Source organism: Dictyobacter vulcani (assembly GCF_008974265.1).
Classification (GTDB): domain Bacteria; phylum Chloroflexota; class Ktedonobacteria; order Ktedonobacterales; family Ktedonobacteraceae; genus Dictyobacter; species Dictyobacter vulcani.
Genome location: NZ_BKZW01000001.1, coordinates 763907 through 780951, shown reverse-complemented (window position 1 = coordinate 780951; position 17045 = coordinate 763907). Strand labels below are relative to the sequence as shown.

The following is a 17045-nucleotide window of genomic DNA, read 5'->3' as shown; positions in this document are numbered from 1 at the left end:
ATGAATAACCTTGAGCAGCGTATACAAACAGTAAAATTACAAATTACTCAAGAAGAAATAAGCGAGCATTTTATTAATATTTTGCAAGAGGTTTATGGCCTGATAAAGGAATACCCAACTCAAGAAAGCTTTGTTTTATTAGAGTATATTTTTCGAAAATTAAGTAGTATAACCAGAGATGAGCCTGAACAGGCATTTCGTTTGATTATGCAGCAGCTTTTGCCCTGGATTCTTACCCCAGATTTACCAGAGAATGCAGCCACAACTCAAAGAGATTGCTATCAAATTCTTCAAGAATGGATCGATCAATACCCCGATCATATTAGACAAAAACTACTTCAGGCGAGTCTCGATAGATTAGTAATGGCTTTGCGTTTACACCCAACCCGACTTATATGTTGGATTATAAGCACATTGGGGTATAGACGTGAGGATTTAGTTATCGAGCTTTGGAAGGTTGCCCAATTGTATGATGATGAGCTTGGGGATACTGCCTTACGAACACTAGGATCTTTGCGCATTCCGGGCCCCGATCGGCAGCTTTTGCTCAATGAACTTCATCGTCGGATTGTTCTACGTATTACTTTGCCACTGCTTGGAGCCCTTTCTGACCTTGTGGATGTTACTACTATTTCTGTTATTACGCAAAGTTTAAAACACCTATCATCAGTAAATGAAGATAATGTTCCTTTTGCACGTACGCTGGCTCTTGGAATTTTGACTGAGATTGCAAATGCTTATGTCACTGACAATAAAATACAGAAGGCAATATGGGATGCAATCGTTTCTTTATATGAATCTGATCCAGATAAGTATGTTGGTGATATCTGTTTGGGTAGCAAAATTGTATCACGTTGTAATGAGCCTCGTGTTCTTCAGCAACTTCTTCAATGGCTTAAATATTATGTTGAAGATGGAGAACAATCTAATCATATACGGTATTTATTCTACCTTCGTATTTTGGAATGTATCAGACCGCAGCAATTGGCAGGAATACCACTCTCGCATATTCCCACTTCCTTAGAATTACTTTATCAGGATGCACAACAGGACACAGAGAACACTAGTTACTGGGCGACAAGTACAACATATAAGAAAGAACGTGCTTGGGATTTGCTTCTTTACCTTGGCGATTCAACAGCTCTTTTAAATACGACGTTTCAGACAGCTGTTGTACGAGAAACGAGTGGTTTTGTTCGCAAAGAAATTATGGATCTTCTTGCCTGTTTTCAATGGCGAAGTCTGCCAGAGCAAGTAATTACCTGGATTACAGAACCAATTAATCTCTCGAAAGAAACTGGTAGTCAGGAATTTGCTTTCCGTCGTAGTGCAGTAAATCTGTCAAAAAGCGCAGAAACACTTCAAACATTTCATGCATTGCTCAACTTCGGAATGACTTTTGATGGTGAAATACCTCGAGAGACATCGGAAATGCTAAGCAGCGTTGCCTTAGGTCTTTTGAAACGCAACACTCCAGGCATCGTTGAAATGCTTATTGATTCTATTGCTAAAGAAAAATTAGAGCGTCATCGCATTGTCGCTCTACAAGCACTTTTTGGGATTGCTAGCAGTGACCTATTGCCTTCAAAGTATCAATCACAAATCGTCACTATTTTAGATGAGGATGAGCGAAATGATCTTGAACGCAGTTATCTTGTTCATATTCTTGGAAGCCTGACACCAGAGTCGTTTACTCCTGAGCTTGTTATGCTTTTGCGGCACCTTGCTGAATCTGGCCAACCGCACACTGCCACAAGTGCAATTGAGGCATTGACACATATAAGGGTGCTGTTCAAAATGCCATCACTGCTTGAAAAGTATCTACCTCTCTATCCAGTAGGTGATCAGTGGAATTGTCAAGCAAAAAGGGGGATGGGATATGGGACCGTAAGCATACTTTGTTCGCTCTACACTCAAAATCCTCATAGTTTTGCTCCAGCAATAGCTTCTTTGATAGAACAAGGAGAGGGGGTTGCGTTCTCTTTTGTATTACGTGCGCTCAACGAGGTTCATGTTCATCAGCAGCATCCTCTATCTGAAGAGGTGCGCCATGCACTCGATTCTCGGTTAACACTCATAGATCAAACAATGTTTGATCCCTCCATCGAATTGCTAAAAACTTATGCTCACCTCCTTCCCGATGCATTTATTGAATGGCCATGGGAAAGGCAATGGCAGAGGTTTTCTCCAGAAACACGACGTACCTTGGCAGAGGTGCTTGGATGGGCAAAGCACTTGCCACTTTACGCTCATCAACAGCGAACGAATCACCTGTTACGCCTGACTGGTGATGCAAATTACCTGGTTCGGCGAGCTGTATACCGCAGTTTGGCTCAGATAGCCCCAAATGTTTTATTTCAGATGGCTATCACTTGGGCCCATTCGCCCTTTATGGAATGGCGTAGAAGAGCAGCAGAGGCTCTTGCGTGGGTTCCATTGGCAGAAATATATGAGACAATAACACATCAACTTCTTACTATTTATCTCGCAAATGATGCTGATCCCTTAGTGCGAGAAGCTGCAGCAAATGGACGGATAGCATTGCAACGGAGAAAATGGTCACATGAATATCTTGAAGTCGTACGAAAAGCATATGGGAAAAATAATAAGCAGCGCCTACTTGCTTGGCGGTATGCTCATTCTCTTACCCAGATCGGCAACGATTCCGTTATTGCTGAACTACAGTCAGATCTTGATTCCAAAGATTTAGCTCCCTATGAGAGGCAATGGATCCATTGGATGCTTAAGCATCTCAAGGAACAATGGGAAAAAACTATCAAGGGGTGGCCAAAATCTTGGTTTGCCTGGAATGGCGATTTTTTGTATGAACAAGGATGTTTTTCTTTTGAAAAACTTGAGAGGATCAAAGGAACATTTTTTCTCTATCCCTATGAAATTGAGGATAACTTTGATTCTTGTCATTGGTGGGGAACTTTTCTTGCTGAAAAACCTATTCCTGTAGATCAAGGAATAGAAGGCGAGATTCTGCTTACAAATTCACGCCAAGGGAATGCGAAAATAGTAAACCAAGCGGACGAAATAATTTGGCATCTTGATGTGTATTTTGATTGATTAATTAGTTTTTCTAAGTTGGTAGTAATATGCACCCGATCAAAAAAATCAATAACGAAGACATACCAGATATAGATATACTTATGAGGGCTTGTAGTGAATATTTGCCCCAGCGTTTAACATTCCTCAGAACTTTAAAGTGTTCACAATCGAAATGTGATCCACTTGCAAAGTTTAGCGAACGTTTAGTGGCAAAACTATGTGATGGTGATATTGTTGATAAAGAAGATAATGCTGACTACGATGTTATAGTCAATGATAAGAATGAGAACATAAAAATACAGGTAAAATATATATATAACGATGGAAATACGCATAGTATCAGAACAAAAACCGAAAAAGATAAAGAACGTAATTGGGACCGCTATGCTGTTGTGTTTTTCGATAGTAAAAACATGGATGCTCCTTTTATACCTAAAGCTGTAGTAGTTTTACCAAAAAATGGTTTGGCAGCAATCTATAATACTTTTACTCATAAAAGAGGATCTAGGAAACTACACCCTGCGTTAGGTTTTGATCTTACGAGTGATAGGTTTAAACAATTTTTAATAAGAAAAGAAGAGTTTAAGAATTTGGATTTGAATGGTTTGCAGATTTGGAGTAGAGAAGATATATTTGAATAAATGCATGTGAGAAATTGATATTATATAGCTGTGTTCTAAAGATATGGATGGAATACGATGGCGTGTCTCCTATTCCTGTTGCACCGTATTACCTCTCCAAAAATCTTCCTCTTTGCCTTACCTCACATAATCTATTCTTCTATCTATTGAGCGAATTTTTCTTCTTATATACATTCTTTTCTTCTACAGAAATGGATGCATTATACTGTCTAGAAAAGCGAAACAAAACTGGGTAATCGTTTTGCTCGTAGTTAGATTATCCACGCCTTTATGATTCTCTCTGTATATCGCAACGAGAAGCTATTTATGGTGATATTGCTTCTTGTTTGCCAACTGGGGATCACAAGTATATCGTGATGGAGGGACCAAAAAAGATTTTCTTCAAAAAGTCCTCCTGGGAAATACTGCCTGCCTTGAAATTAGGCGAGTGATCGATTATAGTGCTTCTAGAGTCTTCTGAGGAAGATCATACTGCCTATAGAAGCTCGGAACATATATTATCCATTGAGTGGCAAAAAAGCTTGGGAAATATATTAACTCGAATAGGGGTAGGATTTTTGGCGACATACTTTACTTGGGTGTAAAAGCTCATGCATAAGAAGATTCGCTTGATGAAATATTTTCTCTGGTTTTTTCAAAAGCTCATGTATAAGAGAATTGAAAATGGCATATTTCTCGTGAAATACTATGTCAATGAAGCTCATATGAACATTGGCATACATGGATTGGCCTGAGAGGCTGGTTTACAGCAAGTGGGCGTTGTTCTTGTGAGTCCCTGCCTTCCAAGCAGGTTGTCGCGAGTTCGAGTCTCGTCTCCCGCTCCAGCAGCACTCACGTTTCTCTCAGGCCCGATGGCAAGCCACTTCACGAGAAGTGCGCGTGATGGGTCCTTGAGGGAAACGATTTTTTTTGTCCGAAAATGTGGCTAACGACAGCCTGCCGCGTTTTTGGAGGACAGCCTGCCACCATGGCGCATTGCCCCACTAGAAATCTTCCTCTTTGCCTGGCCTCATACGATTTTTTCTTCTGCCTATTGAGCGATTTTTTCCTCTCATATATCCTCTTTCTTTGCCAGGAAAGGATCCAGTACAATGTCTATCAAGAGGAAGTTTTTCGGTGAGGCAAATAACGCTGTCGTGTCAATGGCCAGCATGCCCACCTGGTTTAATTACAAAGGACGGAAGATGATGGGGGGCGGGCTGGGTTTACACACCAGGCGTGAAGTGCTCAAACAATTGTTGCCTCACTATCGGCAGGCCACATCGGCGCAGAAGCGAATCATCCTTGACGAGTTTACCCAGTTCACAGGTTATCATCGTACATATGCCATGTGGCTGTTGAATCATACCGAGGAAGGGCAATCAGCTCCGGTGCGCCCACGTCCACGGCGGTATGGCGCAGAGGTCCAGGAGGCATTGGTTCAGGTGTGGGATGCCGCGAATCGGATAGCTGCCAAGCGCTTTATGCCGTTTTTGCCGACGCTCGTCGAAGCATTGGAGCGGCACGGACACCTGCATCTGAGTGACACAGATCGAAGCCAACTCCTCACGATGAGTGTCGCTACGGCCGATCGCTTGCTGCGTATGCATCGAGGGCGTGGTCCCTCTGCTCTCTCCACGACGCGTCCAGGAACACTGCTCAAGCAACAGATTCCCATCCGGACCTTTCGACAGTGGAATGAGACCCAACCTGGTTTTCTGGAAGCAGATCTGGTGGCCCATGGCGGTGTGGACACCAGGGGAAGTTTTCTCTACACGTTGACCCTTACGGATATTGCCACAGGATGGACGGAATGCCTTCCCCTCCTGTCCAAGTGCCAGGATAGTGTTCTTGACGCGTTGCGACAGGCACGCGAGTTCCTTCCTTTTCCCATCCTGGGGCTCGATACAGATAATGGAGGAGAATTCATGAATGAGGCGGTCCTGAGCTATTGTGAGCAGGAGCAGATCACCTTTACCAGAGGGCGCCCGGCGCTCAAGAATGATCAGTGTTATGTTGAGCAGAAAAATGGCTCTATCGTACGTCAGGTGGTTGGGTATGATCGGTTGGTTGGAATGCAGGCCTATCAGCAACTGGGTGAGGTCTACCGAGCGCTACACTTTTATGTCAATTATTTTCAGCCTTCGATGAAATTACAAGCGAAACAGGTCGATGGAAGAAAGGTCCACCTGGTCTACGATGTGGCCAGGACGCCACTACAACGCCTTCTGCGTTCCAAGGTGTTGTCAGCCTCCAAGGAACACGCGTTGATGCAGATGGTTGAGGCATGCGATCCCGTGTTGCTCTTTGCGCAGGTGAAAGAGATGCAGCAGGCGCTCTTTACCTGCATAGAGGGCGCTTCTGGAGGGGAAGAGACGCTTCCTGTGCGGAGATTTTGTGTCAAACGCTGTCTTCCAGCATCCCTTGGATCCGATGTCCTTCCCCGGCGTTGATCCTGGAGCAGCACGAGCAGGAGCATGAGCCACCCTCACTGCAGACGCTCCTTGACTGGCCGCGAACGCGCCATGATCCATTCAAGGACGTGTGGGAACTGATCGTATCCTGGATAATTGCTCACCCGAGCGTAACTGTGGCGAGATGTTTCGAGAATTGCAGCGCCTGTTTCCCGAGCGCTACCAGCCACTCCATCTGCGCACGTTGCAGCGAGGTGTGCGCAAGATACGAGTTTGCCTGCAAGAGACACGTGGTGGACCATGGCAAGAGGACATACTGTATGAAGATGGATGTCCTCTTTCGGTACGAGAGAGGCTTGATGGAGCGGTTGGCCAACCAGACCTACCGGTTCGTGTTGCCACGGTTTCTCTTGCGAGATCCGTGTTGCAGGAGCAAACGCCAGAACCACAGACACCTTCTCTCTGTCCAGTTGCGGATAAAACGAAGGCGGTACCGGAAACAACTGTCAGCGCTAACGGGCCGCATACGCTTCTATCAGACCAGGAGCACGCGCAGGGAGGTCTACCATCACAAAACGCTGTTCGCCGTAGTGCATCGCGCCAGAGAGGGGCGTCGCTCTCCATTGAGCAAGCCATTCAGGACTATCTTGAGGCACAACGCAGAGGCAAACGACGGCCAAAAACGCTGGAATGGCACCAGACGGCTCTGCGTTTGTTCCAACAGTATCTGCTCACCGAGTGCCAGTGTGATCTCATCCATCAGATGACCCCGGCAGCGGTACAGAACTGGTTCACGTTTCTTCGTGAGCAACCAACGGCAACGGGAACGCTCCGCGCGGCTGGAACTATCGCATCGTATGCTCGCTCGGCTCGTGCCTTTTGCCAGTGGTTGGGGCGGCAACGATATCTGAAGCGGACGCCTTTTGTGCATCTGCACGTGCCCCACGAGGAACCTGGGCTTCTTCACCTCGTAGAACCGGAGGAATGGGAACGCTTGTTGCTGGCCTGTCAGCCTGCAGGGAAGAAGGCAACAGGAGCAGATCAGGTGGCGGCGCGTAATCAAGCCGTGCTCTGGATCCTTGCTGAGACCGGAATGCGTACTGCAGAAGTCTGCGGGATGCGCCTTTCAGATGTAGATCGTGAACAAGGCAAACTCAAAGTACGAGGAAAGGGTTCTACGCGGCGATGGGTCCTTTTGGGGCATGAGGGACTCCATCATCTATGCGTGTATTTGGATCATTATCGCCTGAAGAATGGACAAGATGTGAAGCGAAGACGAGTGGGAGAGGAGCCTCTGTTTCTTTCTGAGACAGGGCACCCGTTCACCAGCAATGGCATTGCGCTGTTGTTTGGGCGACTCAGGAAACGAGCAGGGATCATGAGAAAAGAGGTTGGCCCTGTCCTGTTACGTGATACGTTTGCGGTGCGCTATCTGCAGGCAGGTGGCGATCTGTTCACGTTGCGGGAGCAGTTAGGCCAAGAAGAAAGTGTTGTTGTCAAACGATATCTGAGCATGAGTGATGGCAAGAGAGAACAAAAAGCGAAGAAACCTTGAGGGAATTCCTTCTTCAGCCTCTTGTTGATCGTATGTGGTATGCATTTTATGCGGTCATGGTAATCCTTGGCGCAGGGATCGGACGCCCCCATGCTTTGTTTGCCTCAATCCAACTTTTTATCGCATCCTGCCCTTGTTTGACGGCTTCAATGTATGTTTTTCCATGGGTTTTGCATCCTGGAAGCTCTGGAACTGTGACAATGTATGCTTGATCCTCTTCGCTCCATTGGATGTTCATGGAGTAGCGCAGCGGCTCAGTTTTCATGAGATTTCTCACTTGCTGCTTTGAGCTTTTTGATTTTGAGAGGCATTCCCACACCCTTACTATTTCAACGTTTGATGCGTCATCATTTTCAGTATAACCGCTTCTTCTTTTTTTCTCAAGTCAACTTTTGAAAAATATTATGGATCAGTGAAGGTTATATAGCTGTTATATGGTAGTAAGCATTTGAGTCATAACTAATCTGTATTCACTTTTTGAAATTTTAATAAAGTAATAAAGTGTTCAATCAAACAGTTATTGTTGGCACAGGCAATCCAGACAATCACCTGTATGGTATACTTGAAGAAAATATTCCAAATCAGGGAAAATACCGCTATTGAAATATTGGAAGCGTTATGGAAAGCAGCAATTGGGTTATTGGAAAGAGTATCGTTGTGAAATCTGGCGTCGCCGATCCAGATACAGGCAACGATATTGGCGGGTGGCAGGGACGAATCAGTGCCATCTTTGAAGAGGAGGAGACGTTAACAATCCAATGGGATAGTGTCACACTCAAAAAGATACCGCCAGAGCATATTGCTTGGTGTGAAGAAGAAGGACTGTCCTGGTCAGAAATGAATCTGTCTCTAGTGGAAGTAGAACCAGGTGCAGTACGTGACAACCCGGGCGATGTGACCGCAACGATCGCGAAGATTGCGTCTCAGTCGAACTGGTTGCACCTGGGCGGAGCACAAGGCCAGAGGATTCAAGCGATCGTCAATCGGGCAGAAAGTCAGGACCTCTTCGCAGTACTTAGCAGCTGGCATGCCTATCTGGAGAAACATCTGGTCTTTCCTTTTGCCGCCATAGTGCAAGAATATCAACGTGGTCCGATTCGTCAAGGAGCTCGGATCACTGTAGTGGCCATCTCCTCCCTGGATGAGATGTATGGCACTACTGTGATGGTGAAGATGAAACAGGGAGTCAGTGAACTTCCTTTGTGTGATCTAAAGGCCACGGATGCGCCTATCAAAACCCAACAGTTGGTGGAAGATTATGCGATGTGGTTCGCCAATCGCTAGAGGTAAGAAGGAAGGTTGAAGGAATGGCGAGAACAACAACAAAAGGCACCTGTCATTTCTGCCAGCAGGTTTTTGGCAAAGCGGCCATGACCCGACATCTCGAAACGTGTCCCCAGAGAGCCGTATCTTTTGCGACATCTCACGGGAAAACCCCAGCGGGGCCAGCCCGATTCTTCCATTTGCGAGCAGAGGGGTTGGATGTACCGAGTTATTGGATGCATCTGGAAATTCCCGCGGATGCATCACTCCAAACACTCGACAGTTTTCTCCGAAAGAGTTGGTTGGAATGTTGTGGTCACCTGAGCCGCTTTGAGATCCATGGAACCTCATACTCATCCTATATCGATCCTGAGTTTGGGGATAAAAGTATGCGTGCGCAGGTAGGGAAGATTCTAGAAGTCGGAGACCAATTTGTGCATGAGTATGATTTTGGCACAACGACGGAGCTGCGCTTAAAAGTGCTAGCAGAACGAGAAGGCGTGCCGCAAAAAAAGGCTGTCGAATTGCTGGCACACAATATTCTGCCTGTGATTCCTTGTGATATCTGTGGCAAGCCAGCCACACAAATCTGCTCACAATGTATCTACGAAGAAGGAGGCTGGTTGTGTGAATTGTGTGCTCCGCAACATGAATGTGGCGAGGAGATGCTGTTGCCAGTGGTAAATTCACCGCGAGTAGGAATGTGTGGGTATGATGGGCCTGGGTTGTAAAGTACGGTTTCTTGCTCTTCCGCCTCTGTTTATATTTTCCATTTCTCCGGGGCAAGGCCATGTCGTTACGCAAAGTGACGCGTAATCACCGCATTTTTCCCTCGGAGGAAGTGGTCTACAAGGTCGTGTACCTGGCTATGTTCAATATCGCCAAGAGATGGACCATGCCCATTCACCATTGGGCACCAGCACTTAATTGCTTTGCTCTTTTGGGATATTTTTCCTCAATAGAGTGAAATACATACAAAAAGTCTTGACATACTATATCTGGAGAGAAAATACAAGAGAGACAAAAATGGTTTTTCGTTATTGACACACGACCAACAACAGCGTACACTTTGAGCAAAAGGAGGAAGAGCATGCGCACACAATCGCCTGATACCAGTCTGGCTGCAGAACGCTATCTGATTGAGCGAATTCGGCAGGCTCCTGCATCGAAGCATTTTCACCTGATCCAATCGCTCTCCCAACGTATGCTCAGTGGTCAGCATGCAAAACAGGATGCCCGCATGGAGGCTATTCATACCATCACGTGTGGCTATGGGCATCATATTGGCCAACGAGTGCAACGAGCTCTAACGCAGTACCCCTTGTGGCATGAGCAAGCGGTTGATCTGTCGGCTATTCTCTGGCCAGTGATGCAGGCACTCAAAGCAGCAGGCATCTCCTCCTATATCGGCGGTTCTATCGCTAGCTCCTTGCACGGAATGCAACAGAGTGCTCGTGATATAGACCTGGTGCTCATTGGGCAGCAGAGCCGCTCGCTCTCTCTCGACACCATATTCGCTCCACTCTCTGAAACCTATCTGGTTGAACCTGAGGAGATTCAGCAGGCACTTATGGAGAAAAGAACAGTGTCCCTGCTCCACCTGGGAACGCTGATGAAACTGGATCTCATTTTTCCTGAAACATCTGGTTTCGACGAAGCAATGCAAGTGACGCTTGTTTCTCTACCCCTTGACGAACGCTACGAGCCCTTCCCGGTGGCATCTGCCCTGGAAATGGCGGTCTGGAAGCTCGTACGTTGTGCTCGCGAGCTTGCTACTCGTCCTGATGGAATGGTCAACGATGGGGAATGGAATGACCTGCTCGGCATCTTGAAAGTGCAGGGACCCCGGTTTGATCTGGTACGGTTTACGTATTGGGCACATCAGTTGGGTGCCGAACATCTGCTTCCTCTCGCATTGGATGATGCGGGTCTCACATCCCCTCAAACGTCATCATCTCGACTGCGCATTGCCTCACGAAAAATCTTAGTAGAAGAACGCTGGCTCCTCTCCATATTCTTCATCTCTTTTCTTGTTGGGAAAGAAGCCCTCAAGGGCTTTGAGATGAATCTGATGATGATCGTTGCGCACCTGTCTCTTGCATGAATGGGTAAGATTATTTATGAGGCAATGGACTGCCTCATAAGCTATCTCTAACCTCCAACGAACGCCTAACCCAAAGACAACGACAGGACGCCAACCTGCTTCCCTCAAACCGGCCACTTTGAACGAAAGGCCGATGCTGACGAAGGCCAGTGTGAAGAACCAGACGCGCAGAGATGTAATATCAGCATAAATAGCGGTTGTGTGCAGACTTGAGCCAAGCAGATGATTGCTTGCCAGGAGCGTTACGACAATGGAGGCCACGATAAAGCCAATGACAAATTTCGGGAAGCGTGTAAAAATCTCGCTCACGGCAGGGCGTTCACGTGTGCTCCCTTTCTCTACGCGGGTGATCCAATAGATTGTCAGGAGAAAGGCGACTAGCCCAATAAAGGCGCTTTGAACCAATTTTACTGATGTCGCATAGACCAGCGCGACATTGCCTGCAATGGCCCCGCTGGCTGCAACCGCTGCGCTGGTGTCAATGCTGCCACCTATCCAGGCACCTGCCACTGGCTGGCTGAGATGAAGTACATGGGCAATCAATGGTTGAAGAAATATCAGGGTATAGCAAAGATGACAACCAGACCACCCACGTAGGCAAGTTGCTCACGTTTCGCTTGTACTACTGCGCCTGCTGCAATTGATGCGCTTACACCACAGATTGAGATAGCAGATGCGATCAATGCTCGCAAGACATTATCCAGACGAAAAAGACGCCCCAGGAACCAGGCTGTGAAAAAAACGGTAATGATTAAGATAATCGATTGAATGATACCACCTACACCAATTTTGACGAGATTGACCAGGTTGATACTGGCACCCAATAAAATAACGCCGGTTTTTAGAAAAAATTCGGTCCGAAAGGCTCCCGACAGCCGGTCCTGTAAACCTAGCAGACTCAAAAGGCTGCGGGCCACAAAACCGAGAATAATGGCATAGACCGGGAAATCAATGGTTTTCAAGATACGGTTTAGATTTCCGGTGAAGAGCAGTGGAAATTGTTTCGTCAACCACCAGACTGCCACACTCAAAGCAACGACGATCAGTAGCGAAATAACAAATTCCAGGCCACGCGCAGCCGGGTGGCCGCTAGCAACGGGTTCAGCACGGAGTTGTGTGCTCAAAGTTTTCTCCTTTACTGGTTTGTCAGATGGACGAGCCAACAAAAAGATTAAGGAATAGAATGAAGTAAACCGACGACGAGTAGAATGACCAGCAGCAATCCAAATAGGGTCGCCAGCCAATCTTCGTTAAAATACCTGTACCAGGTGTTTTGAGTTGGAACGTGGATTGCTGCGCCTGTGCCTTCTTGCACCTGAGCTGTTTCATCTACTGGCGCTGTTGTCTTGTCATCAGTGCTTTCTGTTGTCATTTTTTCACTCCTTCATAGGTGTCACCAGATAAAAACATGGATGTGGCCAGGATGGTCCAATATCTGTAATGATACCCATCATCACCATGAGAATCGAAAGCCAGTATACCTGGTATTCCTGACTTTATAGATCAAGAATATCATATATATAATTGTACGTATAATTGCTGACTTGTCAACCCGTTTTATCAGGTAAATCTTCTCCATGATGAATCTGGTCATGTGTATTTTGCGCTACACTGAATATCCACTTGTATATGCCACTGCTACTGTTTTTTGAGTGGTGGATGAATGACGTGAGCATGAAAAATACTGTCTATCTTCTTATTCGCATGCACGCAAGAAGCTTGACAGAATCTTTTTTCTTTTCTATACTTGACATTGTTGATCAATTTAATCGAAATAATTGCCCGGCACATTGAAAACAACTGTCAGAGGCATTGAGAGCAGGATTTGAACATGAAACGGTATCGTTTGAACCTACACATGCATCGTGTCATGTTACCGTGGGTAAGAACACGTCCGCTATGGAGCATCGCCCCCATCAGTGTTGGTGTTTATGGGACCAGGCATGCATTGTTGCTACACTTTATCTTCGTCAAAACTGCCATTATTACTTCGTTTGTCTCTGTTGTTGGTAGTTGTCTCCCTCCTGCTGACCGTCTTACGCTTTTACTTTCGCCATCGTTTTTTAGCGAATGTATAGCTTTTTCTCAGTTCTATACGCAAGAGCTTGACGGAACCCGAAAATCTGTTTGAGAAGATATGTTTGCGAGACGCTTCTTGCATAAATTTTGCAGTAGAAAGAGTGTCTGGCTCTTTCTCTCCTGGAGACAGCCGATGAATGATACCACTATTATTTTTGAGACGTTTCTGATGCCGACAATGTACAAGACCTATCAGTACATTACAGAATACATTGAACGTGTATTACACATACCAACTATTCTTTTGAACGGAGAGAGCCTGGATGATTTCGAGGGAGGATATGCTGATGCCGGTTTTATGAGTGCGAATGCTTATCTCCAACTCCAGAGCCTCTATCCCAAGTCGGCCGAGTTGATTGCCATGCCGCTGCAGCCGAGCGAGCACGAACAAGATTTCATGCCCACCTTTTTTGATGTTATCGTCCGCAAAGAAAGTGACCTCACCTCGCTCAGTGATCTGGAATATGCCACCTGGGCGTATCATGTGGGGATGTCTCAGGTAGAGGATCAGTTTCGCGACGAGCAAGGTATCTTGCCGATACATTTCTGCAACATGGTTGAAACCACTTCTCAGGCCCAATCAATGCCATTAGTGCTGGATGGCAAGGTGGATGCAAGCGCCATCGAGGGCCGGATGCTGGAACTGACATGGCGTAACAGCCCACACATAGCTGCGCAATTGCATGTTATCGGCACATATAGCTATACCACCAGTCCCCTTGTCGTGCTGGCTGCTCACCTGGAACCTTCGATAAAGCTCAGAGTCCAGGAAGCACTCCTGAGCATACATCAGGACCCCTTCTTCGCGCAGCAACTGCGGGAGGGACAGATCGAGCGTTTTCATCCTGTCTCCAGCATGTACTCTCAATCCTTACGCAGAAGTATTGAGGATGGTAGCAATCCTCGTATGCTACTGAATACTAGGCAGCAAGATATTGGTATCGGTTAGCGTTGATGAACTTGTAATTCGCACGTTACGTGAGGAAGAATTGGTGGAGGGAAGCTATGCGTTTCTCGCTTTTCTATAATTTTGATATCCTTCCCGGTAAAGAGGTGCCAGAGTTGTACCGGTTCGAAGGGAAATACTACCAGTATAAAGGTGTTGATATTCATCCCCGGCCCGTTCAGAATGCGCGTCAACTGCTCTGGTTGGCTGCTGGGAATGGGACTCCTGAAGTAGCGGGACAGATTGGGTGTCAGATCCTCGTTCCAAGGGTGGGGCCAGTTTCACGTCATCAAAAAATCATAAGCCGCTATCAGAATACGTTGGGCGTGAAATCAGGCTTTGTTTCCGTCCTACGCTTTGTCTATGCTGCTGAAACTGAACGAGAAGCGCAAGAACAGACGCGCCGCACGATCACTTGCGGCACGTTATATGCAACTTGGCAGCGAGGTACGTGGAGTAGACAAGGTTGCCGACGTGAAAGAAGGAGTGATTGCAGGAAACACGGCTCAAAATGGTTGTAGACCGCACCAAGGGGAGACAGCCTGCCACCATGGCTTATTACCTCACCCAAAATCTTTGTGATTTTGAAATTGATAGCTCTTTATTGTGTTTTCTCTGGTTATAAGTAGGGTTCTGCTGGAATCAAGTTGTGATAAATGGCGAAGCGAACCAGGTGAGTAACATTGTGAAGGCCAAGCTTTTCCATGACATTGGCCCGATGAGCTTGAATTGTTTTGACACTCAGTACCAGCATATCAGCAATTTCCTGATTCGTTTTGCCTTCTGCTACAAACTTTAGTACCTCAACTTCGCGTGGTGTGAGTACATCTAATGCATGGCCTAGTGAGATGTGTGTTTCTTTCCCACTGCATTGCCCTCTGGTAGGAAGAATTCCTGTCTGGTTATGGGTAGAAATATAGGCCCGAATAAGTGTTTTCGCCAGGCCTGGATAAAGGTAGACTTCTCCCTGTGCTAGCGTGCGTACGGCTGTGCTCAATTCGCCTGGAGCCGCTCTCTTAATGAGATAGCCAGCAGCACCAATTCGCAACGCATGCAAGAAATATTCCTCACTCTCATGCATAGTGAGTATTAGCACCTGAGTGGTGGGATAATGCTTACGAATGTACTGACAGGCCTCCAGCCCATCCATATCTGCCATACTAATATCCATCACGATCACAGTAGGGGCTAGTAACCGCGTCTGAGAGATGGCTTCTTTGCCTGTACGGGCTTCTCCGACTACCTCCATATCTGATTGAGCTTCAAATAGCAACTTTAGACCCTGGCGTAATAAATCATGATCATCGGCCAGGAGAATCCGAATTTTTGCGTGTGCTTGGTTCTCGCCTGCCATACATCTTATCCTTTATTATCCTTTATAACCGCAATAAAATCTGGTGCGAGAGGTAAAATCGCCTGTACAGTTGTTCCCAGTCCCTCCAGATGAGGGGTGATCGTAAGCGTTCCTCCTAAAGAGGTTGCACGTTCGCGCATACCTAAGACCCCATTTCCCATCTTTTGGGATGGTTGGTAGCCAATTCCATCATCTTGAATTATGAGATAAATATGTTGTTGCTGTATATAGAGGGAAATAAACACTGTTTGAGACCGGGCATGTCGAGCAGCATTGGTCAGACTTTCTTGCGCGATGCGGAAAAGAGCGGTCTCATAGGCTGGAGATAAACGTTTAGCGAGCGATTCATGTACTTGTAAATCTAACTCGACCTGGAGAAGTAAACGCTGTCCACTGTCCTCGCCTAACCAGTGAAGGGCTGCCAGTAACCCGAGATCATCCAACACACTGGGGCGTAACTGCTGAGCCAGGATGCGTACATTTTCCAGGGAAAGCTGAGTTAAATGTACCAGATGTTGTAGCTCCGTAGTTAATTCTTTTTTTGTTTGTATTGTTTGTTCTGATGTAGTAAGTTGATGGAAATGCTGATGAAGTACTTCAGCATGAATGAGTAATGCTGTCAAGTTTTGTCCTGCTTCGTCATGTAGTTCCATACCAATGCGTCGGCGTTCATTTTCCTGTGCTTGTAAAATAACTTGTGTTTGCTCACGTCGTACATCTTCAAGGCGATCCAGCATACGATTAAAAGATCGTGCCAGTTCACCAATCTCCCTGGAAGCGGTTGAAATCGTTGCACGTTGGTGCATTTTGCCGGATTCAATTGCCCGAATCGTATTGAGCAATTCAAAGAGTGGCTGAAAGCTAGCGCGCAATAAAAAAATATTGACGAAAAGCGTAAAGAGCGTAGCTAATAGAATGAAGATTGTATCGATGAGATAATGATGGGCCTCAAGTTGATGACTGGTAACCCAGAGAGCAGCCAGCGCCTCTCCAATAAGCATAAAGCTATTCGCCAGAATCACCTTTTCAAATAAAGATAAGTGCCAGCTTTTAAGCCAGTGAGTCAGGAAATGGAAGAATTTATTCACTGAAAATATGGCTCACCTTCTAGTCCTCAATGTTGTTTTCCTGCTGGGTATTGTTTGTATTGCCCTGATTTTATCATAGAACAGATGTGAAACGGTTTATAAGAATGAATAATGGTGTACTATGCTGCCGCACAATGGAAAGAAAGATATCAAAGCACTGTCACTTGTAATGTTTGCTTTTGGGGTATAAAACCCTGTGCCTGTGCCTTGACGGTGATGGACCAGGGACCAGACATATTCAGAGCGAGCTTCACTTCATAGATCCCATGTCCATGGGGCACCACGTTACTTTGCAGGGCAGTCATATCCATATTTGTCATGTGCGCGCTGGGTATGACCTGAGCTTGATCGATAGGTAAGCCATCAGGATCAGAGAAATGCAATTCTAAGCTTGATTGACCGGTTGATACAAATTGTTTTTGTGTTATGTGTACCTGCAGAAATGCAGGTGAGTAAGGCTGATAAAAAAAAGCCAGCGCTAATGTGCTTACGCATGCTATCAGCAACACGAACCAGAAAAATGGTCTGATGTGCATACTACTCCACCATGTTTACAAGAAAAAATCCT

The 17045-nt window shown here is 46.2% G+C and carries 16 protein-coding genes; 9 read left to right on the top strand and 7 right to left on the bottom strand.

Annotated features, from left to right (window positions below):
* The 4 genes from KDW_RS03260 (at position 1) to KDW_RS03245 (ending at position 7643) form a co-directional block, all read left to right on the top strand.
* Positions 1–3072 (top strand): HEAT repeat domain-containing protein, encoded by a 3072-nt coding sequence (locus KDW_RS03260; RefSeq protein ID WP_151754637.1) that lies wholly within the window; start codon positions 1–3, stop codon positions 3070–3072.
* A gap of 29 nt (positions 3073–3101) precedes the next feature.
* Entirely contained in the window at positions 3102–3695 is a 594-nt protein-coding gene (locus KDW_RS03255) for a hypothetical protein (RefSeq protein WP_162004909.1), read from the top strand.
* A 1091-nt stretch (positions 3696–4786) separates the two neighbouring features.
* On the top strand, positions 4787–6127 hold the full coding sequence (locus KDW_RS03250; RefSeq protein WP_151754635.1) for an integrase catalytic domain-containing protein: 1341 nt from the start codon (positions 4787–4789) through the stop codon (positions 6125–6127).
* 91 nt (positions 6128–6218) lie between these two features.
* Entirely contained in the window at positions 6219–7643 is a 1425-nt protein-coding gene (locus KDW_RS03245) for a tyrosine-type recombinase/integrase (RefSeq protein WP_151754634.1), read from the top strand.
* A 46-nt stretch (positions 7644–7689) separates the two neighbouring features.
* Here the strand turns inward: KDW_RS03245 and KDW_RS03240 are convergent, their stop codons facing one another.
* On the bottom strand, positions 7690–7908 hold the full coding sequence (locus tag KDW_RS03240; protein WP_151754633.1) for a type II toxin-antitoxin system HicB family antitoxin: 219 nt from the start codon (positions 7906–7908) through the stop codon (positions 7690–7692).
* A gap of 392 nt (positions 7909–8300) precedes the next feature.
* On the opposite strand from KDW_RS03240, the gene KDW_RS03235 reads away from it, so the two are divergent.
* The 3 genes from KDW_RS03235 (at position 8301) to KDW_RS03225 (ending at position 11010) form a co-directional block, all read left to right on the top strand.
* Positions 8301–8927: a calcium-binding protein gene (locus KDW_RS03235; RefSeq protein WP_162004908.1), complete on the top strand. Its 627-nt coding sequence runs from the start codon at positions 8301–8303 to the stop codon at positions 8925–8927.
* Between the two features lie 23 nt (positions 8928–8950).
* Positions 8951–9637: a plasmid pRiA4b ORF-3 family protein gene (locus KDW_RS03230; protein ID WP_151754631.1), complete on the top strand. Its 687-nt coding sequence runs from the start codon at positions 8951–8953 to the stop codon at positions 9635–9637.
* 359 nt (positions 9638–9996) lie between these two features.
* Positions 9997–11010: a hypothetical protein gene (locus KDW_RS03225; RefSeq protein ID WP_151754630.1), complete on the top strand. Its 1014-nt coding sequence runs from the start codon at positions 9997–9999 to the stop codon at positions 11008–11010.
* On the opposite strand, the gene KDW_RS34810 is transcribed toward KDW_RS03225, so the two are convergent.
* From KDW_RS34810 to KDW_RS03210, 3 genes are read right to left on the bottom strand one after another with little or no spacing between them, the layout of a single operon-like run.
* Positions 10891–11553 (bottom strand): putative sulfate exporter family transporter, encoded by a 663-nt coding sequence (locus tag KDW_RS34810; RefSeq protein ID WP_162004907.1) that lies wholly within the window; start codon positions 11551–11553, stop codon positions 10891–10893. The two genes, KDW_RS03225 and KDW_RS34810, sit on opposite strands and share 120 nt — an antisense overlap.
* A 14-nt stretch (positions 11554–11567) precedes the next feature.
* On the bottom strand, positions 11568–12134 hold the full coding sequence (locus tag KDW_RS34805; RefSeq protein ID WP_162004906.1) for a putative sulfate exporter family transporter: 567 nt from the start codon (positions 12132–12134) through the stop codon (positions 11568–11570).
* Between the two features lie 47 nt (positions 12135–12181).
* Entirely contained in the window at positions 12182–12382 is a 201-nt protein-coding gene (locus KDW_RS03210) for a hypothetical protein (protein WP_151754627.1), read from the bottom strand.
* A gap of 840 nt (positions 12383–13222) precedes the next feature.
* On the opposite strand from KDW_RS03210, the gene KDW_RS03205 reads away from it, so the two are divergent.
* Complete coding sequence (locus KDW_RS03205) at positions 13223–14038, top strand: PhnD/SsuA/transferrin family substrate-binding protein (protein ID WP_162004905.1); 816 nt, start codon at positions 13223–13225, stop codon at positions 14036–14038.
* Positions 14039–14094: 56 nt separating this feature from the next.
* A complete protein-coding gene (locus tag KDW_RS03200; protein ID WP_151754625.1) occupies positions 14095–14556 on the top strand; it encodes an LLM class flavin-dependent oxidoreductase in 462 nt (153 codons plus the stop codon).
* A 98-nt stretch (positions 14557–14654) separates the two neighbouring features.
* Here KDW_RS03200 and KDW_RS03195 read toward each other — a convergent pair whose 3' ends face one another.
* The 3 genes from KDW_RS03195 to KDW_RS03185 form a co-directional block, all read right to left on the bottom strand.
* Entirely contained in the window at positions 14655–15389 is a 735-nt protein-coding gene (locus KDW_RS03195) for a response regulator transcription factor (RefSeq protein ID WP_151754624.1), read from the bottom strand.
* 5 nt (positions 15390–15394) lie between these two features.
* On the bottom strand, positions 15395–16477 hold the full coding sequence (locus tag KDW_RS03190) for a sensor histidine kinase (RefSeq protein ID WP_151754623.1): 1083 nt from the start codon (positions 16475–16477) through the stop codon (positions 15395–15397).
* 149 nt (positions 16478–16626) lie between these two features.
* Positions 16627–17013: a FixH family protein gene (locus tag KDW_RS03185; RefSeq protein ID WP_151754622.1), complete on the bottom strand. Its 387-nt coding sequence runs from the start codon at positions 17011–17013 to the stop codon at positions 16627–16629.
* Between the last annotated feature and the right edge of the window lie 32 nt (positions 17014–17045).

Bases quoted from the DNA above. Each gene is read 5' to 3' on its own strand.
- KDW_RS03200 (WP_151754625.1), top strand. From the start codon at position 14,095: ATGCGTTTCTCGCTTTTCTATAATTTTGATATCCTTCCCGGTAAAGAG.
- KDW_RS03255 (WP_162004909.1), top strand. From the start codon at position 3,102: ATGCACCCGATCAAAAAAATCAATAACGAAGACATACCAGATATAGAT.
- KDW_RS03225 (WP_151754630.1), top strand. From the start codon at position 9,997: ATGCGCACACAATCGCCTGATACCAGTCTGGCTGCAGAACGCTATCTG.
- KDW_RS03185 (WP_151754622.1), bottom strand. From the start codon at position 17,013: ATGCACATCAGACCATTTTTCTGGTTCGTGTTGCTGATAGCATGCGTA.
- KDW_RS03195 (WP_151754624.1), bottom strand. From the start codon at position 15,389: ATGGCAGGCGAGAACCAAGCACACGCAAAAATTCGGATTCTCCTGGCC.
- KDW_RS03205 (WP_162004905.1), top strand. From the start codon at position 13,223: ATGAATGATACCACTATTATTTTTGAGACGTTTCTGATGCCGACAATG.
- KDW_RS03260 (WP_151754637.1), top strand. From the start codon at position 1: ATGAATAACCTTGAGCAGCGTATACAAACAGTAAAATTACAAATTACT.
- KDW_RS03210 (WP_151754627.1), bottom strand. From the start codon at position 12,382: ATGACAACAGAAAGCACTGATGACAAGACAACAGCGCCAGTAGATGAA.
- KDW_RS03250 (WP_151754635.1), top strand. From the start codon at position 4,787: ATGTCTATCAAGAGGAAGTTTTTCGGTGAGGCAAATAACGCTGTCGTG.
- KDW_RS03230 (WP_151754631.1), top strand. From the start codon at position 8,951: ATGGCGAGAACAACAACAAAAGGCACCTGTCATTTCTGCCAGCAGGTT.
- KDW_RS03240 (WP_151754633.1), bottom strand. From the start codon at position 7,908: ATGAAAACTGAGCCGCTGCGCTACTCCATGAACATCCAATGGAGCGAA.